At 68.1% G+C, this 25,850-nt stretch carries 21 protein-coding genes and 1 pseudogene; 14 read left to right on the plus strand and 8 right to left on the minus strand.

Annotated elements, in window-relative coordinates:
• Positions 1-1,351: 1,351 nt before the first annotated feature.
• Positions 1,352-1,753 carry a PAS domain S-box protein gene (locus ACWD68_RS29260; RefSeq protein WP_451809457.1) on the minus strand — a complete coding sequence of 134 codons (402 nt, stop codon included), beginning with the start codon at positions 1,751-1,753 and terminating at the stop codon, positions 1,352-1,354.
• A gap of 99 nt (positions 1,754-1,852) precedes the next feature.
• A complete protein-coding gene (locus tag ACWD68_RS29265) occupies positions 1,853-2,437 on the minus strand; it encodes a TetR/AcrR family transcriptional regulator (RefSeq protein ID WP_451809458.1) in 585 nt (194 codons plus the stop codon).
• Between the two features lie 272 nt (positions 2,438-2,709).
• On the opposite strand from ACWD68_RS29265, the gene ACWD68_RS29270 reads away from it, so the two are divergent.
• The 6 genes and pseudogenes from ACWD68_RS29270 (at position 2,710) to ACWD68_RS29295 (ending at position 10,138) form a co-directional block, all read left to right on the plus strand.
• Positions 2,710-3,243: a (2Fe-2S)-binding protein gene (locus ACWD68_RS29270; protein ID WP_451809496.1), complete on the plus strand. Its 534-nt coding sequence runs from the start codon at positions 2,710-2,712 to the stop codon at positions 3,241-3,243.
• Entirely contained in the window at positions 3,240-4,235 is a 996-nt protein-coding gene (locus ACWD68_RS29275; RefSeq protein WP_451809459.1) for an FAD binding domain-containing protein, read from the plus strand. The genes ACWD68_RS29270 and ACWD68_RS29275 overlap by 4 nt, the downstream gene beginning before the upstream one ends.
• Positions 4,232-6,475, plus strand: a complete 2,244-nt coding sequence (locus ACWD68_RS29280) for a xanthine dehydrogenase family protein molybdopterin-binding subunit (RefSeq protein ID WP_451809460.1) — start codon at positions 4,232-4,234, stop codon at positions 6,473-6,475. Before ACWD68_RS29275 ends, ACWD68_RS29280 begins: the two co-directional genes overlap by 4 nt.
• Positions 6,476-6,521: 46 nt before the next feature.
• Positions 6,522-7,712, plus strand: a pseudogene (locus tag ACWD68_RS29285) (XdhC family protein); the annotation flags it as partial.
• Between the two features lie 319 nt (positions 7,713-8,031).
• Positions 8,032-9,330: an SNG1 family protein gene (locus ACWD68_RS29290; RefSeq protein ID WP_451809461.1), complete on the plus strand. Its 1,299-nt coding sequence runs from the start codon at positions 8,032-8,034 to the stop codon at positions 9,328-9,330.
• 238 nt (positions 9,331-9,568) lie between these two features.
• Positions 9,569-10,138 (plus strand): TetR/AcrR family transcriptional regulator, encoded by a 570-nt coding sequence (locus ACWD68_RS29295; protein ID WP_451809462.1) that lies wholly within the window; start codon positions 9,569-9,571, stop codon positions 10,136-10,138.
• A gap of 518 nt (positions 10,139-10,656) precedes the next feature.
• Here ACWD68_RS29295 and ACWD68_RS29300 read toward each other — a convergent pair.
• The 5 genes from ACWD68_RS29300 to ACWD68_RS29320 form a co-directional block, all read right to left on the minus strand.
• Positions 10,657-11,430, minus strand: coding sequence for a maleylpyruvate isomerase family mycothiol-dependent enzyme (locus tag ACWD68_RS29300; protein ID WP_451809463.1), 774 nt, complete (start codon positions 11,428-11,430; stop codon positions 10,657-10,659).
• A 228-nt stretch (positions 11,431-11,658) separates the two neighbouring features.
• Complete coding sequence (locus ACWD68_RS29305; RefSeq protein WP_451809464.1) at positions 11,659-13,476, minus strand: GMC oxidoreductase; 1,818 nt, start codon at positions 13,474-13,476, stop codon at positions 11,659-11,661.
• 241 nt (positions 13,477-13,717) lie between these two features.
• Positions 13,718-14,434, minus strand: a complete 717-nt coding sequence (locus ACWD68_RS29310; protein WP_451809465.1) for a flavin reductase family protein — start codon at positions 14,432-14,434, stop codon at positions 13,718-13,720.
• Between the two features lie 38 nt (positions 14,435-14,472).
• Complete coding sequence (locus tag ACWD68_RS29315) at positions 14,473-15,261, minus strand: enoyl-CoA hydratase/isomerase family protein (RefSeq protein WP_451809466.1); 789 nt, start codon at positions 15,259-15,261, stop codon at positions 14,473-14,475.
• Positions 15,262-15,305: 44 nt separating this feature from the next.
• Positions 15,306-15,485, minus strand: coding sequence for a hypothetical protein (locus ACWD68_RS29320; protein ID WP_451809467.1), 180 nt, complete (start codon positions 15,483-15,485; stop codon positions 15,306-15,308).
• A gap of 557 nt (positions 15,486-16,042) precedes the next feature.
• Here ACWD68_RS29320 and ACWD68_RS29325 point away from each other — a divergent pair.
• Together ACWD68_RS29325 and ACWD68_RS29330 are read left to right on the plus strand one after the other, a co-directional pair.
• The gene (locus ACWD68_RS29325; RefSeq protein WP_451809468.1) at positions 16,043-16,654 is read left to right on the plus strand and encodes a CGNR zinc finger domain-containing protein; all 612 of its coding nucleotides are present in this window, start codon (positions 16,043-16,045) and stop codon (positions 16,652-16,654) included.
• A gap of 249 nt (positions 16,655-16,903) precedes the next feature.
• Entirely contained in the window at positions 16,904-17,848 is a 945-nt protein-coding gene (locus tag ACWD68_RS29330) for an alpha/beta fold hydrolase (RefSeq protein WP_451809469.1), read from the plus strand.
• 194 nt (positions 17,849-18,042) lie between these two features.
• Here the strand turns inward: ACWD68_RS29330 and ACWD68_RS29335 are convergent, their stop codons facing one another.
• On the minus strand, positions 18,043-18,702 hold the full coding sequence (locus ACWD68_RS29335; RefSeq protein WP_451809470.1) for a TetR/AcrR family transcriptional regulator: 660 nt from the start codon (positions 18,700-18,702) through the stop codon (positions 18,043-18,045).
• 160 nt (positions 18,703-18,862) lie between these two features.
• On the opposite strand from ACWD68_RS29335, the gene ACWD68_RS29340 reads away from it, so the two are divergent.
• From ACWD68_RS29340 to ACWD68_RS29365, 6 genes are all read left to right on the plus strand, one after another.
• Complete coding sequence (locus ACWD68_RS29340; protein ID WP_451809471.1) at positions 18,863-20,284, plus strand: aldehyde dehydrogenase family protein; 1,422 nt, start codon at positions 18,863-18,865, stop codon at positions 20,282-20,284.
• A gap of 195 nt (positions 20,285-20,479) precedes the next feature.
• Positions 20,480-21,286, plus strand: coding sequence for an SDR family NAD(P)-dependent oxidoreductase (locus ACWD68_RS29345; protein ID WP_451809472.1), 807 nt, complete (start codon positions 20,480-20,482; stop codon positions 21,284-21,286).
• Between the two features lie 30 nt (positions 21,287-21,316).
• Positions 21,317-21,607 (plus strand): hypothetical protein, encoded by a 291-nt coding sequence (locus tag ACWD68_RS29350; RefSeq protein ID WP_451809473.1) that lies wholly within the window; start codon positions 21,317-21,319, stop codon positions 21,605-21,607.
• Positions 21,608-21,740: 133 nt separating this feature from the next.
• Complete coding sequence (locus tag ACWD68_RS29355; protein ID WP_451809474.1) at positions 21,741-23,012, plus strand: aldehyde dehydrogenase family protein; 1,272 nt, start codon at positions 21,741-21,743, stop codon at positions 23,010-23,012.
• A gap of 612 nt (positions 23,013-23,624) precedes the next feature.
• Positions 23,625-24,086: a DUF485 domain-containing protein gene (locus tag ACWD68_RS29360; protein ID WP_451809475.1), complete on the plus strand. Its 462-nt coding sequence runs from the start codon at positions 23,625-23,627 to the stop codon at positions 24,084-24,086.
• 10 nt (positions 24,087-24,096) lie between these two features.
• A complete protein-coding gene (locus tag ACWD68_RS29365; protein ID WP_451809476.1) occupies positions 24,097-25,710 on the plus strand; it encodes a sodium:solute symporter family transporter in 1,614 nt (537 codons plus the stop codon).
• Positions 25,711-25,850: the final 140 nt, after the last annotated feature.

The following is a 25,850-nucleotide window of genomic DNA, read 5'->3' on the forward strand; positions in this document are numbered from 1 at the left end:
CCCGGGTCGAACCGGGGTCGAATCAGAGCGATTTCCTCTGACTGCCTCCGAACGCCTCTGCAACCCGTCCTAGCAGGTCACAGCCTCATCGCCTCACATAAGCGCAGGTCAGAAAGGTGCGCTAGCTGTACCACTGGTTCCTGGCGAATGCGGTGGTGTGCGGCATGGTGGCTGATTCCCGTCTCTGTGGCGTGGTGACATCGTCCGCAGAGGCTTCGCGAGGCCGCAATGCTGCTTCCGTCTCGCGGAAGCAGATTTCGAAGTCGCCTGCTCATAGGGGTTGTTGGCGTCCAGAAGCAGGTTTCGGGCAACGGTGAAGGCGTCGGCCCCGATTGATGTCGTCGATCGCGCCATGTGCCGCTCCGTTCATGGACTGTGTAACGATATGTTCGAATGTGAAGTTTTATACCTATTTCTCTGCTTGTATTTGGCTGGTACAGCGGCACTTTCTGCATCGTTGCAGTTCATAGGTGTTCGGTCTCGGGATAGATGGGCCTCGGGTCGAATCCGGGTCGAATGGGCCCGTTTTCCGTCCCGAGGGGGTGTTGATGCAGATCAGTGCTGGAGTGAGGCCTGTCGGCGGTCGCCCTTCAATGGCTTGGTGGCGTTGGCCGATGATTCACTCACCGCTTTCGGACACTGCTTGTTGCTCATCTCTGGTGGTGTTCCCGTTCTCCTGCCTGGACATGGCCAGGCAGGAGAACGGGACGGCTGGACGGACGAACTGTCATCGTGAAGCGGCGCAGCGGACTCATTGCCCAGCTGGGCACCCTGACGGCCGGACCGGATTGCCCGCAGTGATCAGGGGCCGTCATGAGCAGGACCGCAGTATCCGCAGTGCAGTTTTCGGGTGGTACCCCGGTAAAGCGTCTGACTGCGGGCGCGCGTACCGGGAAGTTCGGCAGTGGGGTTCTAAGACAGAGCAGGGTCAAGTACTCGGTCGCGGGGCGGCGCCGGAGATCCAATCCAGGACATCATGCGCATTGTCGACGGCAAGATGACCGAGATCTACCACGTCGAAGAACTGCTCAGGCTCACCCAGCAGATCAGCAGCGGCGCGATGCGCTCGCGGCTGTGGTGCTGCTCGGAGTAGTCGTTGGCCACCAGGCCCACCGCGTGCACCCGGCCGCGTGTCCTTGAGGGGGAAGACGTCCACGGCCCAGGCATGTGCCCTGGGCTCACGCGGAAGTGCAAGGAACAGTTCGGAGTTTTCCGGCTCTCCGGTCTCGCCGACTCTGAGAATCCGGCGCTGCAGCTCCTCGAACGCGGGCCCCGGGAGGAATTCGGTCAGACGTCGGCTGCGGACTCCACTCTGGACGAAGTCCACCGCCCGCCGTGTGGCCTCGTTGGCCTACAACAGCCGCGCGTCACGGTCGTAGATCGACAGAGACGGAGACTGCTGCTCCAGCAGCCGCCACATGAGGTCCTGCAGCTTCCCGGTTCCCGGTGACGGAACGGTCGTCACGAGGAAGTTCTGCTGCTGCGTGGCGTCAAGCAACGGGGTCAGGTGGACCCTCGTGTCCAGCAGGCTGCCGTCGCGATGCCGCAGCGGCGCACCGTCGGCGGAGACCAGTTCGCCCAGGGGCCGGCCGATGATCTCCACAGAGGTATATCCCAGAAGCTCCTGGGCCTCGCGGCTCCAAGAGGCCACGCGTGTGTCCCCGTCCGTCACCGCGATGGTCACGGACTCGACGGGGTGGGCCCTGTCCAGCGGCCGTGCGCGTCGGCCGGGCTGCCCGTTGGTGCGAGGCATGGAGCACCTGGCCCTTCTGCTTTGTGCCTTGGGCACTGTCCACGATCGTAAGGTCGGTGGCGGAGGGCAAGACGGGACGGGAGCTGCCGGCCGGGCGGCTCAGCTGTGGGGACCCATCCCGCGCAGAAATGTGTCGACGACGAGTGTTGCCAGTGCGTCCGCGTTCTGCCGGACCTGGTCCGGGTCGAGATCCGCGCCGCCTCCGTGCTGGGCCTCGTCGACGAGGGCGTAGTAGACCCGCCGCGCCCACATGAGGTCCGTGTCCGGCGAGAGGAGCCCTTTGCGCTGGGCCCGGGCGAAGAACTCGAGGGCGCCGACGTTGACCTCGGACCAGATCACCGCCGTGAGGGGGGAGTCGGCGAGGGGGTGGCCGAGGGTGAACGGCCAGACGCTCTTGATCCGCAGCACGTTCGCCGTGACGCGGTGGAGTGCCACGAGCGGTGGGGCGGTGTCCATGTGGGCGTCCGCTACGCCTTCCATGAGCTGTCGCTTCGCCGAGGCGGCGAGTGCTTCGATGAGGGCCTGGCGGTTGGCGAACCGCCGGTGCACGGTCGTTCTGGCCACTCCTGCCTCCTCCGCGATCTGCTCCATGGAGGCCCCGGGGTCTTTGGCCAGGACCTGCTCGGCCGCCCCCAGAATCGCGCGCACAGTGCGCGCGGCATCGGCCCGCAGGGGTCGGCCCATGACGTATCCACTCCCGTTGTTGATTCGTGATGCACCGAAGACCATACGCCTGACCTGCGGATTTGTACTGATTTGCATCAACGTTGTTGCGTGGGAATGTAAAGTTGCGACAAGTGTGATGCGAGTAGTTGGTGGAACTGCTACGTTGCTGTTTTAGATCATGGACCTGCTCTCATGATTCGGCTCCCCGGTCGGCGGTTTCTGAAGTCCGTGGAGCGGAGTCCCTCTGGTCCTGGCTTTTGTGCCTGATGGCCCCCTGGCCCCCTGGCCCCCTGGCCCCCACGAGAACGAGCCCACGGGTGAACCGGAGGAATGACACGGTGGAGATCGAGCTGCGGATCAACGGGTCCGCCCAGAGGCTGGACGTCGCGCCACAGGTGAGCCTGCTCGACGCGCTGCGCGAGTACCTGGGCCTGACCGGCACCAAGAAGGGTTGCGACCAGGGCGCGTGCGGTGCCTGCACGGTGCTGGTCGACGGCCGGCGGATCAACGCCTGCCTGGCGCTGGCGGTGCAGTACCAGGGCCGTGAGATCACCACCATCGAAGGGGTCGACCACCCCTTGCAGGCGGCGTTCGTCCGCACGGACGGGTTCCAGTGCGGCTACTGCACGCCGGGCCAGATCTGTTCGGCGATCGGCATGCTCGCCGAACACAAGGAAGGCGCGCCCAGCGCGGCGACCGAGCATCTCGCCGACACCGGCGGGGAGCTGGACGAGACGGAGATCCGGGAGCGGATGAGCGGCAACCTGTGCCGCTGTGGCGCCTACAACGGCATCGTCTCGGCGATCAAGGAGGTCGCGAAGTGAAGTCGTTCTCCTACCTCAGCGCACCCGACGTGGGCACGGCGCTGCGTACGATCGCGGACGGCGCGGACGTGAAGTTCCTTGCGGGCGGGACGAACCTCGTCGACCTCATGCGTGAGGGCATCGAACACCCGGCGACGCTCGTGGACATCACCCGCCTGCCGCTCACCGGGATCGACGAACTCCCCGACGGCACCATCCGCGTCGGCGCACTGGTGAGCAACAGCCGGCTCGCCGCGGACCCCCTCATCAGGACCCGCTATCCGGTCCTGGCCAAGGCGATCCTGCTTGGAGCCTCCGCCCAGCTGCGGAACATGGCGACCGTGGGCGGCAACCTGCTGCAGCGCACCCGCTGCATGTACTTCTACGACGAGGCCTCCGCGTGCAACAAACGCGTACCCGGCAGCGGTTGTGACGCGATCGGCGGGTTCTCCCGCGGCAGTGCGGTGCTGGGGGCGAGCGAGCACTGCATCGCGACGCACCCTTCGGACATGGCCGTGGCGCTGGTGATGCTTGACGCGGTCGTCGAAGTGGAGAGCGTGCGCGGTGTACGGCGTATCCCGGTCGCCGAGTTCCACCGCGAGCCCGGCGACTCACCCCACATCGAGACGGTGCTGGCCGCCGACGAGCTGATTACGGCGATCGAGCTGCCCCCGGTGCCGGTCGCGGCCAACTCGCGCTACCGCAAGGTCCGCGACCGCGCGTCCTACGCCTTCGCCCTGGTCTCCGTCGCCGCCGCACTGGCCGTAGAGGACGGCCGCATCGCCGAGGTCCGCCTCGCACTCGGAGGCGTCGCGACCAAGCCGTGGCGGGCACGCATCGCGGAAGAGCTGCTGCTCGGCGCCGAAGCCACCGACGAGAGCTTCGCCCGCGCCGCCGCCGCCGAACTCGCCCCCGCCCTGCCCCAGTCCGACAACGCCTTCAAGATCGACCTGGCCCGGCGGACGGTCGTGGCCGTGCTGCGGACACTCAACGCCGAGCGGAGCGCATCGTGACCACACACACCCTGACGGACTCCGGATCCGGCGCGGACGCTTCCGTGCCCGTCGGGGGAGCGGTCGGACGGCCGGTGGACCGCCGGGACGGGCACGCGAAGGTGACCGGGGCGGTGCGGTTCTCCGCCGAGCACCACTACCCGAACCTCACGTACGCGACGCTGGTCCACGCCACCGTCGCCCGGGGCACGATCACCGGCATCGACACGACCGCGGCGGCCGCGGTGCCCGGCGTCGTTGCGGTCCTCACCCACCTCAACGCGCCGAGGATCCGCTCGGTACGCAACCACAACATCGTGCGGGACCTGGGACCGAGCGTGTCGGGGACCAGCCTCGACTACCTCAACACGGATCAGGTCTTCTGGGACGGCCAGCCGATCGCCGTCGTGGTCGCCAAGACCTCGGCCGCGGCGAACGAGGCCGCTCCGCTCGTCGAAGCGACGTACGACCCGCTGCCCGCCCGGGTGGACTTCGCCGCCGAGCAGAAGAACGCCACCCCGGCGAAGGGCGACCTCACCTTCGCCGGGCACACGAAGAAGGGTGACGCGGAGGCGGCGCTGGCCGCTGCGGAGGTGTCGGTCGACCTGCGCTACGCCACGCCCGGCCTGCAGCACAACGCGATCGAGCCGCACGCGACGGTCGCCGTCTGGGACGGTGACCACCTCACCGTGCACGACACCACCCAGGCGACGGACCAGAGCCGCCGCTACCTGGCCTGGCGGTTCGGTGTGCCGGTGTCCCACGTCCGCGTCCGTGCCGAGTTCCTGGGGGGCGGCTTCGGGGGTAAGTTCGCCGTCTGGCCCGGCACGGTCATCGCGGCGATGGCGGCCAAGGCGGTCGGGCGGCCCGTGCGCCTGGCGCTGAGCCGCACGGCCGTCAACCGCGCCACCGGTGGACGTACCGCCTCGACCAACCGGATCGCGCTCGGTGCGACCCGCGACGGCCGGCTCACCTCGCTGATCCAGGACAGCATCACCCGCACCGGCTCGGCTGGCGGCCTGCTTGAGGCGACCAGCTCGCCGGCCCGCCACCTCTACGACGCCCAGAACATGCTGACCCGGCAGAACCTCGTCGCGATGGATCTGATGCCCAACACCTGGCTGCGCGCCCCTGGCGAGGCGATCGGCAGCTTCGTGCTGGAATCGGCGATGGACGAACTCTCCTACGAGCTGTCCATGGACCCGATCGCCCTGCGGCTGCGCAACGAGCCCACAAAGGACCCGACGGGCGGCAAGAAGTTCTCCCAGCGGAATCAGCGTGAAGCCTTCGAGAGGGGCGCCGAACGCTTCGGCTGGGCGGACCGCGACCCCGAACCCCGCTCCATGCGGGACGGCGAGTGGCTCGTCGGAATGGGTACGGCCACCGCCTACCACCCGACCCTGCGCCTGGTCGCCGACGTCAAGGTGCGTCTGAGTGACGACGGCAGCGCGCTCGTGCAGTGCGGTTTCCACGAAATGGGCATGGGCGCCGCGACCGTACAGGCACAGATCGCTGCCGACGCGCTCGGCATCGCGTACGAGAAGGTCCGCGTCGAGTACGGCGATACGGCCCTGCCGACCGGCCCGATGGCCGGCAACTCCAACCAGACGGCGACGGTCGCCACCAGCCTCCTCGCCGCATGCGCCGAGCTGACCCGGAAGGTGACCGCTCTGGCCCGGCGAACGGGCACGACCGGCCAGGAACCGGCGGCCGCCCTGCGTGCAGCGGGGCGACCGTTCCTCGAGGCCTCGGTCGGGTCGGACAGCCGGCGGGGTCTGCTGGGCAGTCAGGGCCGGTTCCTTACCACCTTCCTGAAGGACCAGCGCTGGTCCAAGGCCGCCCGCGGCGCTCAGTTCTGTGAGGTGCGGGTGAACGCCGACACTGGCGAACTGCGGATCTCGCGCTGGCTCGGCATGTTCGACGTCGGCCGCATCATCAACCCCAAGACCACGGCCAGCCAGCTCCGCGGGGCCGTGGTCATGGGCATCGGCATGGCGCTGTCGGAGCAGAGCCTGGTCGACCCGCGCAACGGGCGCACGATGAGCGCCGGCCTCGACTCCTACTACGTGCCGGTGCACGCCGACATCCCCCCGATCGATGTCGCCTGGCTCGACGAACCGGACAAGACCATGCCCCTGGGAATCATCGGGCTGGGCGAGGTCGGCACGACCGGCGTGGCGGCCGCGATCGCGAACGCCGTCTATCACGCGACCGGCAAGCGGATCCGGGACCTGCCGATCACGCTGGACAAGCTGCTCTGACGCCGGCCCGGTCTGCGCAACACGACACGACGAGAAAGCAACTCCCATGCTGGACATCGCGGACGAGCTGAACCGATGGCTTGAGGAAGGGCGGGACTTCGCCGTGGCCACCGTCGTGGCCGTCAGCGGCAGCGCGCCGCGCGGGCCGGGCGCCGCGCTCGCCGTCGACGCCGACGGAACCGCCATCGGGTCGGTCTCCGGCGGCTGTGTCGAAGGCGCTGTCTACGAGCTGTGCGTCCAGGCGCTCGCCGACGGCCAGGCGGTGCGCGAGCGGTTCGGCTACAGCGACGAGGACGCCTTCGCCGTCGGCCTGACCTGCGGCGGCGTCCTCGACATCCTGGTCACCCCCATACCAGCCGCCGCGCCCGGCAGGAAGACATTCCAGACGGCGATCTCGGCCGCCGCCCGAGGCGAGGCGGCGGCACTCGCCCGCGTGGTCCGCGGCCCGGCAGGGCTCCTCGGACGGGCGCTGGCGGTCCGTCACGACGGATCCTGCGAAGGCGGACTCGGCGGACGCCCGGACCTGGACCGCGCCGTCGCCGACGAAACCCGCTCCCTGCTGCACGCCGGCCGCACCGGCACCTTCGACATCGCGCCGAGCGGAGCGAGATGGGGGTCCCCCCGGACGGAGTCTGGGGGAGGATCCCACTGCGAGCCGGACTTGAGCGTGCTCGTCGAGTCGAGCGTGCCGCCGCCCCGCATGCTCGTCTTCGGCGCCATCGACTTCGCCGCGGCACTGGTACGCGTGGGCAAGTTCCTCGGCTACCACGTCACCGTGTGCGACGCCCGGCCCGTCTTCGCCACCCGGACACGCTTCCCCGAGGCCGACGACATCGTGGTCGACTGGCCACACCGCTACCTCCACCGGACCCGGACCGACGAGCGCACCGTGGTGTGCGTCCTCACCCACGACGCCAAGTTCGACGTACCCCTCCTGGAAGCAGCCCTGCGACTGCCCGCCGCCTACATCGGCGCGATGGGCTCCCGCCGCACCCACGAAGACCGTGACCGCAGGCTCCGCGAAGTCGGCCTCACCGAAGCCGAACTGACCCGCCTGCACTCACCGATCGGCCTCGATCTCGGCGCCCGTACGCCCGAGGAGACAGCCCTGTCCATCGCGGCCGAGATCGTCGCCGCCCGCCAGGGCGGAACAGGACTGCCCCTGACCGACTCACACACGCCGATCCACCACGCCACCGAAGAGTGCCGGCCGGCGGCGATCGGTGTGGGTGGCCGTGTGACGCGACCGCGAGCCGACGGTCAGGAGCACCAGAACACCCTGAGCCCGGTCCTGGGCGGCGTGGCCACCCCGATGCCCACGGCGTGTGATCAGAGCGGTGCCTTCCAGGGGATGGCGGTGGTCGATTTGAATAACGAAAACGATCGGTTTACTATTGATGGGAAACCGATCGGTTTCCCCTTCGGGGGCGGCCGAGACCGTGACCCGCGGTTGTCTTCGTGTGCCGAAGGGTTTTGAGTCTGCAGGTTCCCGGTCCGGCGATGGTGCCGTCCGGTCTTCTCCCGATGTAACTGTGTTGTCCAGGCCGGAGTAAGTCATGAATGGAATTCACCCCTTCCGCGTGCTGCGCGCCAGACCTCTGTGGATCGCCAGCGGCGTGATCACGGGTGTTCTCGCGCTGCTGTTCGCCGTGCTGTACGTCGGCGCCAACATCGATCCAGCCGGCCACATGAAGAACCTGCCCGTCGGCCTGGTCAACGCCGACAAGGGAGCCGCCGTCGGCGGGAAGCAGGTCAACCTGGGCGCCCAAATCACCGACTCGATCAGCAAGTCCACCGCGGGAGGGGGCAAGATCGACTGGAAGGTGATGGACGAGCGGGAGGTGAAGGAGGAACTCGGCAAGGGCAAGCTGTACGGCGCGCTCGTCGTGCCCGCCGACTTCACGTCCTCGGTCACCGCCCTGACCGGCACCACGGCCGCCGGGACCCCGGCCCGCCCGACGCTGACCGTGCTCACCAACCAGTCCGCCGGCAGCCTGGGCTCCAGCCTGGCGCGGGTCGCGACGACGCAGGCCGCCGAGAACGCCTCGCTCCACATCGGCAAGGAACTGACCGCCCAGATCGGACCCGCGCAGGAGAAGCTGCCCGCCGCGGCCCGCGTCCTGCTCACCGATCCGGCCGCCGTCACGGTGAAGGACGGCCATCCCCTCGACTCGCACAGCGGCCTGGGCCTCACCGCGTTCTACTACGCCCTCGCCCTCGTGGTCGTCGGCATGCTCTCCGCCAACGTCATCAGCGGCCAGGTCGACCACACCCTCGGCTACACCCACAACGACCTGGGCCCGCTGCGCCTGCATCGCCCGCTGATCCGGGCCACCCGCGTGCAGACCCTCGCCATCAGCAGCACCCTCATGGCGGCCCTGTCCCTGCTGATGGGCACCCTGGTCATGGTCGGGGCGGTCGGCATCATGGGCATGGACGCCTCCCACCTGCCGCTGCTGTGGCTCTACTCGGTGTGCGCCGTCGCGGTCTCCGGGATCGGCGCGCTCACCCTCCTCGCGGTGTTCGGCACCCCCGGCATGCTGGTGGCCACGCTGGTCTTCATCGGGATGGCGGTACCAACGGCCAACGCCACCACGCCGATCCAGGCGCTGCCCGGCTTCTACCGCTTCCTCGCGGAGTTCGAGCCGCTGCGGCAGATCGCCGGGGGCGTCCGCGCGATCCTCTACTACGGCGCGCAGGGCGACGCGGGTCTGACCCGGGGCTGGGTCATGATGGCCGTCGGCCTCGTGGCGGCCGCGCTGTTCGGCTTCGGCGTGCTGGGCTGGTACGACCGCAATGGGCTGCACCGCATCCCGGTCGAGACGGCCCCCGAGAAGAACGCCACCCCGGTGTAGCGGAATTCCTTCCGCAACTCCCAGGACGGGGCCGTTGTGCGGAGTGGCCCCCTGCGTGTGTCGCCCCCGTGGGGACGAGGGGCGTGCACACCATCAGGGCTCGGCGACGGTCCTTCTCCCCCGAGACCGTCGCCGAGCCTCTGAGCGGACTTCAGTGCCCGGACGGCGCCGGTCGTCTCCCGACGTCACTGTAAACCGATCAGTTTTCAATATGTCCGATTCGAGTGAGCCTCACGATATGACCACTGAAGCGAAGTCAACTTCCAGAGAGCGCCTGCTGGAGGCGGCGGCCACGCTCACCTATCAGGACGGCGTCAATGTCGGCGTCGACGCGCTGTGCAAGGCGGCGGGCGTATCCAAGCGCTCCATGTACCAGCTGTTCCACAGTAAGGACGACCTGCTGGCGGCATGCCTGGAGGAGCGCACCGCCCCCTTCGTGGCCACTCTCCTGCCCCCGGCGGACGACGGCCGCTCCGCCCGCGAGCGGATCCTGCACGTCTTCGGGCAACTGGAGTCGCAGGCGGGCGCGCCCGCCTTCCGAGGCTGCCGATACCTGGCTGTGCAGATCGAGCTTAAGGACCAGAGTCACCCTGCGAGCCAGGTGGCACACCGGATCAAGGCGAGACTGACCGCCTTCTTCCGCACCGAGGCCGAGCATGGCGGCGCGAGCGACCCCGATTTGCTGGCCCGGCAGCTGATCCTGGTCTTCGATGGCGCCGCCGCCCGCGCCGGGATCGGAGCCGACACCATGACGGGACTCATCGCCCCCACGGTGGTCACCCTGCTGGATGCAGCAGGCGTGCGCTGACGCCGTCTCCTCCCGGAACGCTTCCTGGCTTCCTGGCTACTTCGCCCCCTCAGGGAAGTCCGATGGCGGTGAGCGTGTTGCCGAGCATGCTGCAGGCGAAGAGGCGTGCGGTCCGGTCGGCATCGGCGCCCAGTGCCAGGTGCACGGTTTTCCCAGATCCTCATCCAGCCCGCCCGGGCGGCCTCGCCGATCAGGTCGTTGCCGTGTGTCCCGACGGCCGCCACGACGGCGTATCCCTGCATCTGCATGAGAAGCGTTTCGAGGTGCGTCGTCAGCCTCAGGTAAGCGTTCGCCATTGCTCGAAGGGCTGGCGGGTTCGTGTCCTCATTGTTGGCCGCGCGCTTTGGAGCTGGGCGTGTTTCCTGCGCGGTCCGCGTCAATGCGGCGACGAAGACCGCACCGATTCGCGTCGTGGAGCGCGGAGATGTTCCCGACCTCGGCGGCCTACGTAGCCGCATGTCACGTTCTTGCCCGGGGACGAGTCGAAGAGGCCGTCCGGTGGCAGTCTGCTCGCTCGTCTATGGCGCTGTGAAGAGCATCGGGAAGCGTAGGCCCAGCCACGGTTTGCGGCCCCAGACGACGACCTTGGCGCGGGCCATGGCGGTGGGGGCGGTCCAGCGGCCCAGGGCGAGGAGGAGGAAGGCGACGGGGTCGATGGCTATCGTGCAGTCGGGCCGGCGGGGCGGGGTGTCGGTGACCGTGGGCACGCCGTCCGCGAAGGTGACGGCGAAGCGGTCGCGGCCGATCCGCAACAGGTAGCACGCATGGTGGTCTGCCGCGTCGGCGTTCACTACGCGCGGCATGGCCAGTCGCATGAAGGGCAGCGTGAACGCGACCGCTTCCCGGTTGACCATGTGTGGCCCGCGCAGCGCGACGGCGATGTCGTATCCGTGCCCGAGCAGGTGTGTGAGCAGGTACGAGCCCAGGACGGCCATGTTCATCGGCCCCATCGGCGTCAGCACCGCCTCACCCGGATCGCGGTCGGCCGCGGCCGCGACGAACGTCCGGGCCGTGTCCGCGATCTCCGCGCCGAGAACTGCCGGATTCCGCTGGGGGAAGGCAGCCAGAGCCGCCCGGTTGGCCGCTGCGATGCCGCTCGGCGTCCCATCGCCGTAGGGGCGTTCCTCGCCTGCCCCGATGTCGGCCATCAGCTTCCCTGCCAGCGCGAGGTGTGCCGCCGCCTCTCCCACCGTCCACTCCGCGCCAGGCAGCGGCGTGTGCGGGTCCGGGCGCGCCTGCAGCAGCTCCGCGATCCGGTCGGCAGTGGCGACAATCGCATCCTCGGGTGTCATGAACGCGATCGTGTCCGCGCTCGGGCCCGCTGTCCAGGCCTTGTCGGCCCCGCTCTCCCTCTGTACACCGCTTCCTGGGCGCGGAAGGACGCCTTGGCCGATGCGATCACGCAGGGGTTCGGACACGGTGCACCGGCCCGGGCAATTGCTCCGAACAGCGCGGCCGGTACGCCATCGAAGGCGTCGGCGTCCGTGGGGCCTTCGCCAACAGTGCGTTGTGTGGCGCGGCTACTTCTTCGGCGGCACGGTGGGCATCCCCAGGAACGGCAACTTCAGGGCGCCGAAAGCATCGGACGGGACTGCCGGGCAATGGGGCTTCACGGGCGTCAGACGCTCGTAGGCCGCTCCCTGAGCTGGACGAGGGTCCTCCTCGCCCTTGTTGGGCCAGGCCGACATCGCGCGCTCGGCCTGGGCCGTGATCGTGAGGGACGGGTTGACTCCGAGGTTGGCGGAGATGGCCGCTCCGTCGACGACGGAGATTCCAGGGTGTCCGTACAGCCGGTGGTACGGGTCGATCACGCCGGTCTCAGGAGTGTCGCCGATGGGGCAGCCGCCCAGGAAGTGTGCGGTGACCGGCATGCCCATCAGCTCGCCCACGTTACTGCCCGCGAAGCCGTCGACCTCGGCGGCGATGACCGAGGCGGCTTCCGAAGCCGCCTTGATCTGTTTGGGGTTGGGCGCCCCATGGCCCTGACGAGCCAGCAGCAGTCCTTTCCCCATGCCCTTCGGCTTCAGATAGGTCGTGAGCGAGTTGTCCAGCGACTGCATGACCAGACCGATGATCGTCCGCTCGGACCAACGGCGGTTGGAGAGCGAGCGGGCCATGAGCACCGGGTGCTTCGCCACGTTGGCCAGCCAGCCCAGGAACCTCGACGAGCCCTCGGCGTACGGGACTTGCAGGACGAACCCGGCACCCATCGCGTTCGATCCCTTGCCATAGCGGACGGGCTCGATGTGGGTGTTCTCGTCGGGGTGGATCGAGGACGTGATCGCCACACCGCGCGTGAAGTCGGCGCTCTGCCCTCCGACGACCTTGCGGTGGCGCCGGACGTCTGCGTGCGCGCTCACCAGGGCTTCCGAGTTGGTGCGGGTCAGATCACCCAGTCGCTCGGATATGTGCGGAAGTTGGCCGCCCGTCCTCATCCGGTGCAGCAACGTCTGCGTACCGTATGTGCCGGCCGCGATGACGACGTTCCGCGCCCTGAAAGTGCGGCCGGCGCTCTTGCGTTTCCGGTCCGTCTGCTGGGTCCTGACCGTGTACCCGCCCGGCGAGTCGTCCGTGATCGAGACGACGGTCGTCATGGCGTGGACGACGGCGCCCGCCTGCTCGGCGAGATAGAGGTAGTTCTCGTTGAGGCTGTTCTTTCCGCCGCGGCGACAGCCCGTCATGCATTCACCGCATTCGACACACGCTTTGCGGGCCGGGCCGACGCCACCGAAGTACGGGTCGGCCACCTCCTCGCCGGGTTTGGCCCTCGTCGTCCCGTCGGCGTCCTGGCCGTCGCCGAAGAAGACCCCCACGGGGGCCATGTGGAAGGTGTCGCCCACGCTCATCTGTTCGGCGACCGCTCGCAGGTGTACGTCCGCCGGAGTCGTCGTCGGGTTGAGCCGCACCCCGAGCATGCGCCGGGCCTGGTCGTAGTACGGCTTCAGCTCCCCTCCCCAGTCGGTGATGTCCTTCCACTGCGGGTCCTCGAAGAACTGCCTCGGAGGTTCGTACAGGGTGTTGGCGTAGTTGAGGGAACCACCCCCGACCCCGGCCCCGGCCAGCACCATCACGTTGCCCAGCGGATGAATGCGCTGGATGCCGTACAGGCCGAGCCTGGGTGCCCAGAGATAGTTCCTGACGTCCCAGGAGTTCTTGGGCAGCGAGTCAGCGGTGAACCTGCGGCCCGCTTCCAACACGCCTACGCGGTAGCCCTTTTCGGTGAGCCGAAGGGCGGTGACGGATCCGCCGAAACCTGAGCCGACGACGATTACGTCGTAGTCGTACGCGGAGTCGTCTCTGGGCTCGTCTGGCTTCGTGGATGAGTTCTTCCGTGACACGTGCTCTCCTCATTGAGAACGGGTGACTTGGAGCCGTTCTGATGGGCGGCTGCGCGGTCGGGCGGGTGAAGCAGGCAGTAACAGGCTTTCTGAACCAAACGCTTATGACGTCACAGGCAATTGAGCGGACGGGTGCGAGGTGACACACCGGCGGGTCGGCGCCGTCCGCACCGGACTCGAAGTGCCGGACAGGCGGTCAGCCAGACCCCTGAGGGGTGTCACCTCGTCACGTCCTGGCGGTCTAGTCGAGTGTCGTTGTGGAGCCGGACGGCGACCAGGCGGGCGTGTCGATCGGTGAGTAGTGCGTGTCCTTGCGGTCCAGGCGCAGCATTCGGCGACTGGCGCGCTCCTGGACCACTTCGGCGTCGAGTGGCGTCTCGAACGCGTTGTCCACCAGGGTGTATTCGGCGGCGAGTCGTCCCACCGGAGCGAGGGCACCGAAGTCGATCCGGCCGTCCACATAGAGGTCGTCCCGGATGTAGAAGCGCACCACGTTGCCCCAGACGGCGTTGTTGAGTCCGTCGGGCGCCGAGAAGATGTGCTCGACGGTGCACTCGAACGCGATGGGCGCGCCCTTGATACGCGGCGGACGAACGGCTTCGGACGGCACCTTCTCGAGCCCGACCGCGTCGAACTCGTCGACGTCGGGCTCGAACTCGAAGGCGCTGCGGTTGAGCCCGTTGATTTGCGGCAGGGTGGCCATGTTGGTGACGAACTCGCCGGTGTCCCGGATGTTGACGAAGCTGTCCTTGAGCGTGGCCCCGTCCGAGCGCGGCTGGAACGACAGCGAGATCCGGGGCGGTTTGCGCCCGACGACCGTGAAGAAGGAGATGGGGGCCAGGTTGCCCACGCCTTCGGTGGACAGGGTGCTCACCCAGGCGATGGGGCGGGGGATGACGCTGCCGATGAGCAGCTTGTAGGCGGACTTCGCGTCCAGGTCGGCGGAGTCGATGATCATGTGGTGTCCCTTGGTGAGTGTGGGGGGAGAGTTGCGGGTCAGCGGCCCTTGAAGGGCAGTACGGGGCGGGGGTGGCCCTCCTTGAGGGCCTTGGCGGCGGAGTCCAGGCCGTCCTTGACGTCTTCGGTCTCGAAGAGCGGGACGGCGAGGTTGGACAGCTGCTGGTCGGCGGCGGGGATGCCGCCCGTGGCCCAGGAGCGCAGCAGTGCCTTGTGCGCCACGTGGGCCCGGGTGGGGCCTGCGGCGATCTTCCGGGCGAAGGCGTCGGCTTCGGCGCGGAGTTCGTCGTCCGGGACGACGCGGTTGATCACGCCGGCCTCGGCCATGACCGTGGCGGGTACCTGCTCGGAGGTCAGTGCCCATTCGTAGGCGCGGGCCCGGCCGGCCCGCTCGGCGACACGCTGGATCCCGCCGAGGATGGTGATGATGCCGAGCGACTGCTCGGGATGGCCGAAGCGGGCGCTCTCGCCGGCGAGGATGATGTCGGCCCGCAGCGCGAGTTCGAAGCCGCCGCCGTAGCACAGCCCCTGCACCGCCGCCACGACCGGGATCGGGAGCTGTTCGAACCGGTTGATCACGGCCAGGGCGTGGTCGAAGTCGGCCCGCAGACTGGTGCGGTCGGCGCCGACCCAGGGGCGGAAGTCGCCGCCGTAACTGAAGTCGGGTCCCTCGGCCCGCAGGACTACGGCGCGCGCCGGGCTGCGGGTGATCGCGTCGACGATGTCGCTGAGTTCCTGGGTGAACTCGGGTGCGAAGCGGTTCTGCGGCGGATTGTCTATGACGATCGTGGCGACGTCGCCGTCGAGGGAGTGAGTGAAAACGGACATGGAACTTCCTTGGCTCGGGACAGTGCGGGCGGGTTCGCCGCCGGTCAGATGAGGTGTTCGCGGAACCAGTTCGGGGCGGACTGTGCGGCGATGGGGAACCGTGTGCTGTACGGGGCGAAGTGGCCACCGTCGATGAGCGCCAGCCGCTTGGGTTCCAGGGCTCGTTCGTAGGCCGTCAGTGCGAAGTCGGTGGGAGTGAGGCGGTCGTCGTTGCCGACGATCATGAGGACAGAAGTCGACCGCGGCCTGCGTGTGGGGTGGGTGCCTGGGCGACGGCGCGTCGTCGGCGATCGGCGTCGCCCAGGACGAGCGCGTGGCCCCCCGGCGTGACCGGTGCCCCACTGCCCGATCCCGGGGGCGTCGACATCGGGCCTACCCTCCCGGTCGTGCACCAGCACGGTGACCCCCGCCTCGGCGAAGAGGTCTGCGAACGGCGGAACGCGGGTTTCGCGGACCACTCCGCCGGAGCCGTAGGTCGTGGTGATGGCCGCGTGCGGTGCGGGGGTCTGCGGGATGTACGGCAGACCCGCAGGGACAGACCTCGGCCTGTCCTGCCGCCCGGTCCCGCGGTGGCAGGGGGAGCCTCCTGGGGGCTCTGGGGGCCGGACGAGCTCATGAGCGACACCCTTCCTGTGGCTGCGTCACCAATCAAGATGAAAGGACCTTACTCCTTTAGCTCCTTTCACTTCAAGAGGGAGGAGATGTCGTACCCTGAGCCAGTGGCCAAACGGTCACGGTGATGTCGGTAGAGCCGGACGGTCAGCGAAAGGGAGGCAGGGCCATGGTGTGGTCCGCGTCCACGCGGTACGAGGTCGAACCGGCGCCGGTCGGGCTGGCGCTCGTGCACGACCTGCTCAACACCATTTCCGCCGGCCGACCCCGGGCGGCGGATCTCCTGGACGGCCTCTCCGACGCGCAGGCCTGGGTCGATCAGGCGCTGGACTGCTGGGCGCATGAGAGGGGGCAGATCGCCGCACAGGTCCCTCTCGCCGAGAGCGATCTCGAGGAACTGCGCGGCCTGCGTGCAGAGTTGCGGCGGCTTCTCGCCTCACGAAACGAAGACGGTGCGGACGCCGACGACCAGACTGTTGCGCCGGCCGTTCATGTCGCGGCCGCGGCCGTGCGGATGGACCGCAACGGACGGGCGGTCCTGGAGCCTCGCGGCCAGGGCTGGCGGTATGTGGCCGCCCTGGTGCTCCTCGAGGTATTCCAGGCTCAGCAGGCGGACACCTGGCGCCGACTCAAGATCTGCCGCAATACGCGCTGCACAACGGCGTTCTTCGACCGCTCCCGCAACAACAGCGGTGTATGGCACTCCACCAAGACCTGCGGCAACCCTGAGAACCTGCGTGCCCACCGGGCCCGTCAGCGTGTCCGTACCAGCGGGTTGTAGAAGTCGTCCGGGTCGGTCGCCCGGCGGGGGTTTCCAGCGAAATCGGCACGGTGAGTCTGCTCCTTGCGATGGTGAGCACGGCTTTCGCTTGCGCTGAAATAAGCGAAAGTCATACGGTTGTTGCCTCCTGAGAGGGATCCGGCGAAAGGCCGACCCGCATGACGTCGTCGTGGCCCCGCTCGATGACGTCAGGACTCACTACTCGGTCCGGGCCCGTCGGCCCGCGATAGCGGCCTGGAGGTTGAACGCATGGCATCCGAGACACAGCGACCGCCGACGCATTCGTCCGGCGAGGACTCGACGACAGGTGGGTCCTCCGCCAGTGACGGTATCCGTCGCCGGACGATTCAGGCAGGCGGTCTGGAGGTTCCGATCCTGGAAGCCGGCAGCGGGCCGCTGGTCCTCTGCCTCCACGGCTTTCCCGACCATGCAGGCTCCTGGGCAGCGATGCTCGACCGCCTCGCACAGGACGGCTACTGGGCGGTCGCTCCCGCACAGCGCGGATACTGGCCGGACGGCGCGGCGCCCGACGGCTCCTATCGCGCATCAGCGACCGGGCAGGACGTCCTGGATCTGATCGAAGCACTCGGGCGCGATCGGGCGGATCTCATCGGTCACGATCTCGGCGCCCGGGCGGCGTACGCGGCAGCGAGCCTAGACGCGACACGGGTCCGCAAGCTTGTCGGCATGGCGGTTCCGTACGGGCCGCAACTGCGAACCGCCTGGCTCACCGACGGCGACCAGCAGCGACGCAGCTGGTACATGTTCTTCTTCCAGACGGCCCTGGCGGAGCCGGCCGTCGAGTTCGACGACTTCGCCTTCATCGACCGGCTCTGGCGGGAGTGGTCGCCCGGCTACGAGCTGCCGGATGTGGAACGTGCCGCGCTCAAGGAAACCCTCCGTGCGCCAGGAGTCCTGACCGAGATCCTCGGCTACTACCGCCAGCTGTTCTCACCCCCCACCGATGAGGCCTCGCGAGCCATGGAGGCCCGGGCGAGCAGTGCCATCACCGTCCCGTCGCTGTACCTCCACGGAGCCGACGACGACTGCTTTTCCGTGCGGGTGAGCGACGGCATGGACGCCGTGTTCAAGAACGGCCTCGAACGCGTCGTCGTACCCCGTGCCGGACACTTCCTCCACCTTGAGCAGCCCAAGCAGGTCGCCGATCACATCCTGAGCTTTCTGAACAACTGACCCATCACTCTTGCTTCTCTGTCGGTCTGTTGGTCTTCGCCAACATCTCCGCGTACGAGCAGACGTACGTGACCTTCGAAGGTGACCGCACTCGGCAACGCCGCGGGAGCTGACCGCCGAGCATGCCTGGCTGATGGACCGCGCCCGCCGGTGCCAGTCGACTTCACAGGCCGCTGACCTGGCGGGCGTGCGCGTCACTCGTCCAATGCGTCCGCCGACCGGTCCTCTCCTGGTGCTCCTCCTCGACCCTGGTGTCCGAAGGCGCGCAGAAGGAAGGGCAGCATGCGGTCGGCGGTCTCCGCCGCGGTGGCGGCGTCGACCTGGTTCGGCGGCAGGGGGGTGAGGAAGAACCTGCTCATCATGGGACCGATCACCAGGTCGCCGAGCAGTTCGGCGTGCTCCACCGGCGGGATCTCACCCCGGTCCACCGCACGTTGCGTTATCTCCTCCATGCGTTGGCGCACGGGCACCATGAAGGCGTTCGTGAGGGCCTCGGCCAGGGAGGGGCTGTACGCGGCCTCGCCGATCAGGGTGCGCAGCACCCCTCCCTCGTTGCCGGTCAGAGAAGCTGCCTTGTCCCGGAGCAGGGCGCGCAGGTCACCTTCGAGGGTGCCGGTGTCCGGCTGTGCCGTCAGTTCCTTGGCGTACGCGGCGGCGGCGTCGACGACCATGACCTCCTTGGACGGCCAGCGCCGGTAGAGGGTGGCGGTGGACACTCCGGCGCGGGCCGCGACGGCGGCCGTGGTCAGTCCGCTGTAGCCGCTCTCGGTCAGGACGGCCAGGGTCGCGTCCAGTAGCGCACGGTCGCGGGAGGCATCACGGGGGCGCCCCCGGCGTGCCTGCGTCCCGGTCATCGGACGGCTCCCGGACAGATGCGGCGGGACACGTCGGCGGCGGAGCGGACCGGATGATCGGGCTGCCGTACGGAACGTTGAGTAAGGGTGGGGTAGGTCACACGACCAATGATACAAGAAAACGAAACGAAATACTTTCGTTTCGTATATGCTTCTGGATATGAACACCAACGCACCCACCGGCGGTCAGCCGGACATCGCCCCTGCGGCGGCCCCTGCGGCGGAGACCGTCGCGCGACTGCGGGCCACGTTCGACACCGGCCGCACCAAGCCCGTGGCCTGGCGGAAGCAGCAACTGCAGGCGTTGCGACGTCTGCTGACGGAACAGCAGGACGTGTTCGCTCAGGCGCTGCAGACCGACCTCGGCAAGAGCGCGACCGAGTCGCACATGATGGAGATCGGCTTCCTTGTCAGGGAGATCGACCACACCCTGCGTCATCTCGACCGGTGGCTGCGTCCGAAGAGGGTCGCCGTGCCCCTGTCGCTCGTGCCGGCCCATGCCTGGACCGTGCGTGAACCGCTGGGCGTCGTGCTGGTCATCAGCCCCTGGAACTACCCGGTCAATCTGGCCCTGGCGCCGGTCATCGGTGCCCTGGCCGCCGGTAACGCGGTCGTCCTCAAGCCCAGCGAGGTCGCCCCCGCGACCTCGGCCGTGCTCGCCCACTGGCTGCCCCAGGTCCTGGACCCGCAGGCGGTGGCCGTCGTCGAGGGTGCGGTGCCGGAGACGACCGCCCTGCTGGAACAGCGCTTCGACCACATCTTCTACACCGGCAACGGCGCGGTCGGACGCATCGTGATGACCGCCGCGGCCCGTCATCTCACACCGGTCACCCTGGAGCTGGGCGGCAAGAGCCCCGCCGTCGTCGAACCCGGCGCCGACCTCGCGACGGCCGCCCGCCGTATTGCCTGGGGCAAGTTCATGAACGCGGGCCAGACCTGCGTGGCACCCGACTACGTGCTGGCGATAGGCGACGCGGGAGCCGAGATAGAGGCGCACCTGGGCGATGCGATCCGTGAGATGTACGGCACCGATCCGGCCCGCAGCAACGACTACGGCAACATCATCAACGAGCGCCACTTCGACCGGCTGGCCGGCCTGCTGAAGGACGGCCGGACCGTCGTGGGCGGCGACCACGACCGCGACGCCCGCTACATCGCCCCGACCGTGCTGGCCGACGTCGACCCTGACTCCGCTGTGATGCGCGACGAGATCTTCGGCCCCATCCTGCCCATCGTCCGAGTCCCCGACCTGGACGCCGCCATCGCCTTCATCACCGGACGGGACAAGCCGCTGGCCCTGTACGCCTTCACCGCGTCCAAGCGCTCCAAGCGGCGCCTGACCGCGGAGACGTCCTCCGGCGGCCTGGCCTTCGGTGTTCCGACCGCTCAGCTCGGCGTGGCAGGACTGCCCTTCGGTGGCGTCGGTGAGAGCGGCATGGGCCGCTACCACGGCTCGTACTCCCTGGACACCTTCAGCCACATCAAGTCCGTCCTCGACAAGCCACTCCAGCTCGACACGCTGCGCGTGGCCTATCCGCCCTACACCCGCGGCAAGGACCGCATCCTGCGACGCATCATGTGAGCCGGATCGGCAACGAGCAGGAGGGCGCGGTCGACGTGATCACCGCCCCGCAGCCAGGGATGACGGCCTTAAACGTCACGACCATCGCCGAGGCGGGCCCCCGGGGCCGTCTCGGCACCAGATGACGGTTACCGACCGTCGCAAGAGAGGAGAAGGGGAAGAGGTACCCGCAAGGGCACCGTGTCCCCGACCGCCATGAAGAAGATCGACTACCGCACCCAGACCACATTGATCACCGGGGCGAGTGCCGGACTCGGCGCTGAGTTCGCCCGCCAGTTCGCCGAGCGCGGTTCCAACCTCGTGCTGGTCGCCCGCCGCGCGGACCGGCTTCAGGCCCTGGCCGACGAGCTGTCCGCGAAGTACCAGGTCACCGTCACGGTGGTCCCGTTCGACCTCACCGTCCCGGCCGCGGGCGAAGCGCTGGCCAAGGAGGTGGCCCAGCGCGGGATCACCGTCACCAGCCTCGTCAACAACGCGGGCTTCGGCACCCACAGCCCGTTCCGTCAGGAAGACCCGGCACGCGTCCAGCAGGAGATCAACCTGAACGTGGCCGGCCTGGTCGACGTCACCAGGGCGTTCCTCGACCAGCTGACCGGTGTCCTGGTCAACATCGCCAGCTCCCTCGGGTACCAGCCGTGGCCGAACGCCGCCGTCTACGGGGCGACCAAGGCCTTCGTGCTGAGCTTCACCGAGGCGCTGTGGCAGGAATCGCGAGGGACCGGACTGCGCGTGCTCGCTCTCTCCCCGGGCCCGACCCGCACCGAGTTCTTCGACGCAGCCGGCTCCGACGACATGGCCCGCGGTGTACGGCTGCAGACCCCGCGCCAGGTGGTCACCACCGCACTGCGCACGCTGGACCGGCGCAACCCGCCGCCCAGCGTCGTCTCCGGCACCTTCAACTGGGTGATGACCCTGACCTCGCGCTTCACCACCCGCCGAGCCAACGTTCTGGCCTTCGGCGCGATGACCCAGTGGCAGATGCGCTCGCGGCCTGGCCACTGACACGTCCGAGCTTCGCGACGGCACCGGGCCGTGCGAACATCGATGGGCCTGCTCGGCCACGCCGCCATCGCGGGCTTGGCGAACTCCGGCACCGAGGCACCCGTCGACATCGGCAGCACGATACTCACCGGAGCCAGTGTGACCTTCGTCCTCGAGGGCGATGCCGTGCCGCAGGTGCTGAGCCCGCAGCTGATCGCTCTCTACGAGGCCGGCAGGTCTCCGTTCGGCAAGCTCATCAAGCACTACGAGTTCGAGGACATCAACCCGGCCTTCGAGGACAGCGAGAGCGAGGTCACGCTCAAGCCGCTGGTCACCTTCTGACGGTGCGCCCCCACCGCTTCCACCGTTGCCCTGAGGAAACCGAGCGGTTTACAGTGGTCGCGCGCGAGGATTGTTGAACGATCCTCTGCCGCATATTTGTCGCACCGTGAGCCTGAACCGTGAAGGGACCGATGTGAGCAGGAACGAGATGAGCGTGCCCCACTCCGTCCAGGAGGCGGTGCACGCCTGCGCCGTCCAGGCGACGCAGGGCGCGGCGGCCTTGGCCCGGGCGTCGGACGCGGAGATCGACACCGCGCTGCGGGCCATGGCGGACCGGCTGCACACGGCACGCGACGTGCTGACGGCGGCGAACCAGGACGACCTGCGGTCGGCCGTCTCGAGCGGGATGCCGGCGGCGCTGCAGGACCGCCTGCGGCTGACCAGTCCGCGGCTCGAGGACATGGCCGCGGCGTTGCGCACGCTGGCGGACGTGCCGCACGAGCCGCGGGACAGCGTCCTCGAGGAGCGTCCCGACGGCCTGGTCCTGCTGGAGCGCCGCCGCCCGGTGGGGGTCATCGGCGCGAACTTCGAGGCGCGCCCGAATGTGACACTCGACGTCGCCTCCCAGTTCCTCAAGTCCCGCAACGGCGGCGTGCTGCGCACCGGTTCGGCAGCCCTGCGCTCCTCCCAGGCCTTGGTCACGCATGTGATCACGCCGGCTCTCACCGACGCGGGGCTGGACCCGGACGCCATCCAGCTCGTCCCGAGTGTGGACCGGGCGGCGGCGTACGCGCTGGTGTCGCTGCCCGAGACCGTCCCCCTGGTCATCCTGCGCGGCAGCGGCGACAGCACCCGGGAACTCGGCCGCGAGGCCGCCCGCCACGGTGTGCGCACGCTGGCCCACGCGGACGGCGGCGGAGTGCTGTACGTGGCCCCGGACGCCGACGAGAAGCTGGTGCACGAGCTGGTCACCAGCAGCCTGGACCGGCTGGGCGTCTGCAACCGGCTCAATCTGCTCCTCATCGACCGGGCGGTCCACCACAAGCTGCTGCCGTGCATTCTGAGGACTCTCGAAGACCTGGGCGTCGCCGCATCTCTGCCGCCGCACGCCCACGCGCGCGGCTACGAGTGGTCCCTGGACTCCGAGCATGCGGCGACGGTGACGATCGACGAGGCGGACGGCCCCGCCGAAGCCGCACGGATCGCCAACGAGGAGACCTCCGGACTGGCCGCCGCCATCGCCACCCACGACCCGGACACCGCAGCCGAGTTCATGGACGCCTACGGTGGCTCAGGCGTCTTCTGGAACTCCACCACACGCCTCCTCGACGGCTTCAAGCTCCTGCGCCTGCCGGAAACCGGCATCAACATCGACCGCGTCCCCGGCCCTCGCGGCCCCGTCACCTACCGCGACCTGTATCTCCGCCAGTACGTCGTGCGACCCGCGGCGTCCCTGCAGAGTTGAACCGATGCCGCATCGAGGCGCGCTCACTGCCCTCCTTGGCCTTACTCAGGCCCCAGAAGCGACAGTTCGGCCACCCGGCCCGGCGATCAGCCCACGTCCGGCGAGGCGGTGCCGCTCCCTGCCGCCCCCACCGTTGGGATGTCTCTGCGACACGGGTCACCAGCGGGCCGCCGAAGTACCCCGAGGCGCCGAGGAATTGCCAGTGCCATGAGCACCCGCCGGGCAGGCAGACCTCGTTCGACCAGCTGGCGGTCAAACCCGCTGGGGAGGGTGGGAATCGGTGAGCAGCTTGCGAGTTCCGAAGTCTCGCTGGCACGCAGTGACATGTCGCACACATCCCACAGGCTGTTGACAGGTCATCACAGAATCCGTGATTCTCTTGATCGCAGCATGGCGCATGACGGCAACAGAAGCCGGTAGATACGCGCACGCTTTCGCGAGGTCCGGCTGGAACCTCACAATTCCGTGCCCAGCTCTTCATCCGCGTTGATCCGCCAGGCCTCGACACAGCACCCTGTGCATCGAGTGGCAACAGATGCGAGCAGCCCCCATGTGCTGCATGCCGTGCTCCGCCTTTGCGCCCCGTTGGCCCCTGCTCACCACCGTCAACCCGTGGCCGGCCGGATCCTCCTGCCCGCCATCGGACGCTGCGCGCTGGGCCGTTACCCACCCTCAATGCCTGGAGATTCCGTGCACTCGCATTTCCCCCCGAATCCCCCTGGCCGTGCGCCGGCGTCGCTCCAAACGCACAATGCCGGACGCTCGCAACACGTAAACAGACTCCGCGAGACCTCGCATCGCGCGCAGCGCGAATTCCTTGTCGTCAACGGGGCCCCCTTCGCCGTCGGCATCACGCTGTCCTGCTTCACCGACGTCCCCGCAGTGCAGGTGTACGGCGAGCTCACCCTGGGACTGGTATGGGGTGTTCTGCAATGCGCCCTGTTCATCGCCACCGCCTGGTTGTACGAGATGCGCAGTACCCGGTCGGCCGATCCCCTCGAACAGAGTCTGACCTCCGACGTACTCCACACCGATGTATTTGATGTTGCCTCCGTCAACGGTTCCCGGTGGTGACACGGTGACCATGGATATCCTGGCCTCGGGCGTACTCGATCCCATCGGTTCGGACGCGAGACGCCCCGTGATCATGGCCTTCCTCATTTTCATCGGAGTGGCACTGCTGTGGCTCTTCACTCTCGCCACGGCGGAGGTGGAGAATCCGGAGAGGCTCTATGTCGCCAACCGGTCTCTCTCCCCGATCATCAACGGATTCGCCATGGCCGGCGAACAGATCTCGGTCGTCACCCTTTTGGGGTTCTCCGGCGGTGTCGCTCTGTTCGGTTATGACGGGTTCACGTACGCGCTCGACTTCCTGATCATGCTCGGTGTAATCCTGCTCCTCGCGCAGAAGATACGTACCAGCGGCCGCTACACCGTCGGTGACCTCTTCGCATTGCGGGCTCCGGGAACGGGGCCCCGCATCGCGGCGACCGTGGTGACGCTGGCCATCTCGCTCCCCCTCATCGTGATCAACCTGCGTGTCGCCGGCACCAGTACGGCCCTCCTGATCGGCATGACGAGCGACGGAGCACAGGTGGTGTGCACGATCCTGATGGGCTGCCTCGTCGCCTGCTTCGCCGCCGTAGCGGGCCTGAGAGGCACCAGTTTCATGCACGTTGCCAAGGTGCCGCTGACTTTGGCGGCGCTTGCGGTGATCACACTGCTGGCTGTCAGGAAATTCGACTGGGACCCTGGATCTCTACTCTCGGCCGCGGTGGACAACAGCATGGCGCCGGACAAATATCTGAAGCCGGGGTTCTGGCCTTACACGGTGAGTCTCGGCTCACTCAACACGTTCGGCAATCACATCGTCCTCATCCTCGGCATGGCCGTGATGCCTTACCAGATCCTTCGGGTCAGCGCGTCCCGAACCGGCCGCACGGCACGGCGATCCGTGAGCATCGCCACAGGACTGGTTGGCGCATTCGTTCTACTGCTGATCACCACCGGCTTCGCGGCAGCAGCCGTGGTGGGTGCGTCCGGTATCAGCGCGGTCGATGCCGCTGGGGAGTCGTCCCCGATCCAGCTGGCCTCGGAGGTGCTCCATGACGGTTCGACGGGACGCATCGTGCTCATCACCGTCTTGGCATGCGTCGTGTTCCTCACTGTGATCACGACCATGACCAGCGTGACCTTCGCTGCCGCCGTCTCTCTCAGCCATGATGTCTTCGCGGGTGGCAAGCGTCGCCGCACGGAAACCGGAGAGGTGCGGGCACTACGCGTGGCCGCCGTCAGCATGTGCGCGGTGAGCCTGTCGTTGGCCGCTGCCATCCACCGGTATCCAATGGAATTCCTGGCCGTGTTTTCGATCAGTGTTGCGGCTTCGTGTGTCTTCCCTGTGTTGATCTACTCCTTCTTCTGGAGTCGCTTCAGCCGTCGAGGACTACTGTGGTCCGTCTACGGGGGACTACTGCTCTGCACAGTCCTCACGCTCTTCTCACCCATCGTCTCGGGAACCGCGTTCGCGCTGTGGCCGCAAGCGAGTTTCAACTGGTACCCGTACCAGACCCCGGGTCTGATTTCCGTTCCCGCGGCGTTCGCCCTGGGTTGGCTGGGCAGCGTCACCTCGTCCCGAGAACCCCAGGTCGATTTCCGGCACGTGCAAGACGAAATCCTGACAGGGCAGAAAGCCGGATGACTGGCCGCTGCTCCGCCCAGGGAAGCGAGTGAACTGACGGATGACCCGAGGCCGTCGCCTCGGAATTAGGCACAGGTGCGCAGATCCCGTCGGCCGACTGGGCGCCGGCAAGAATATCGCGCGGCGCATACATCTCGAAG

It is taken from the genome of Streptomyces sp. NPDC005141 (assembly GCF_053599975.1).

Coding starts and splice junctions, on each gene's coding strand:
- ACWD68_RS29260 (WP_451809457.1), bottom strand. CDS start 1,753: ATGCCTCGCACCAACGGGCAGCCCGGCCGACGCGCACGGCCGCTGGAC.
- ACWD68_RS29265 (WP_451809458.1), bottom strand. CDS start 2,437: ATGGGCCGACCCCTGCGGGCCGATGCCGCGCGCACTGTGCGCGCGATT.
- ACWD68_RS29290 (WP_451809461.1), top strand. CDS start 8,032: ATGAATGGAATTCACCCCTTCCGCGTGCTGCGCGCCAGACCTCTGTGG.
- ACWD68_RS29295 (WP_451809462.1), top strand. CDS start 9,569: ATGACCACTGAAGCGAAGTCAACTTCCAGAGAGCGCCTGCTGGAGGCG.
- ACWD68_RS29300 (WP_451809463.1), bottom strand. CDS start 11,430: ATGACACCCGAGGATGCGATTGTCGCCACTGCCGACCGGATCGCGGAG.
- ACWD68_RS29310 (WP_451809465.1), bottom strand. CDS start 14,434: ATGATCATCGACTCCGCCGACCTGGACGCGAAGTCCGCCTACAAGCTG.
- ACWD68_RS29315 (WP_451809466.1), bottom strand. CDS start 15,261: ATGTCCGTTTTCACTCACTCCCTCGACGGCGACGTCGCCACGATCGTC.
- ACWD68_RS29320 (WP_451809467.1), bottom strand. CDS start 15,485: ATGATCGTCGGCAACGACGACCGCCTCACTCCCACCGACTTCGCACTG.
- ACWD68_RS29325 (WP_451809468.1), top strand. CDS start 16,043: ATGGTGTGGTCCGCGTCCACGCGGTACGAGGTCGAACCGGCGCCGGTC.
- ACWD68_RS29330 (WP_451809469.1), top strand. CDS start 16,904: ATGGCATCCGAGACACAGCGACCGCCGACGCATTCGTCCGGCGAGGAC.
- ACWD68_RS29335 (WP_451809470.1), bottom strand. CDS start 18,702: ATGACCGGGACGCAGGCACGCCGGGGGCGCCCCCGTGATGCCTCCCGC.
- ACWD68_RS29340 (WP_451809471.1), top strand. CDS start 18,863: ATGAACACCAACGCACCCACCGGCGGTCAGCCGGACATCGCCCCTGCG.
- ACWD68_RS29345 (WP_451809472.1), top strand. CDS start 20,480: ATGAAGAAGATCGACTACCGCACCCAGACCACATTGATCACCGGGGCG.
- ACWD68_RS29365 (WP_451809476.1), top strand. CDS start 24,097: ATGGATATCCTGGCCTCGGGCGTACTCGATCCCATCGGTTCGGACGCG.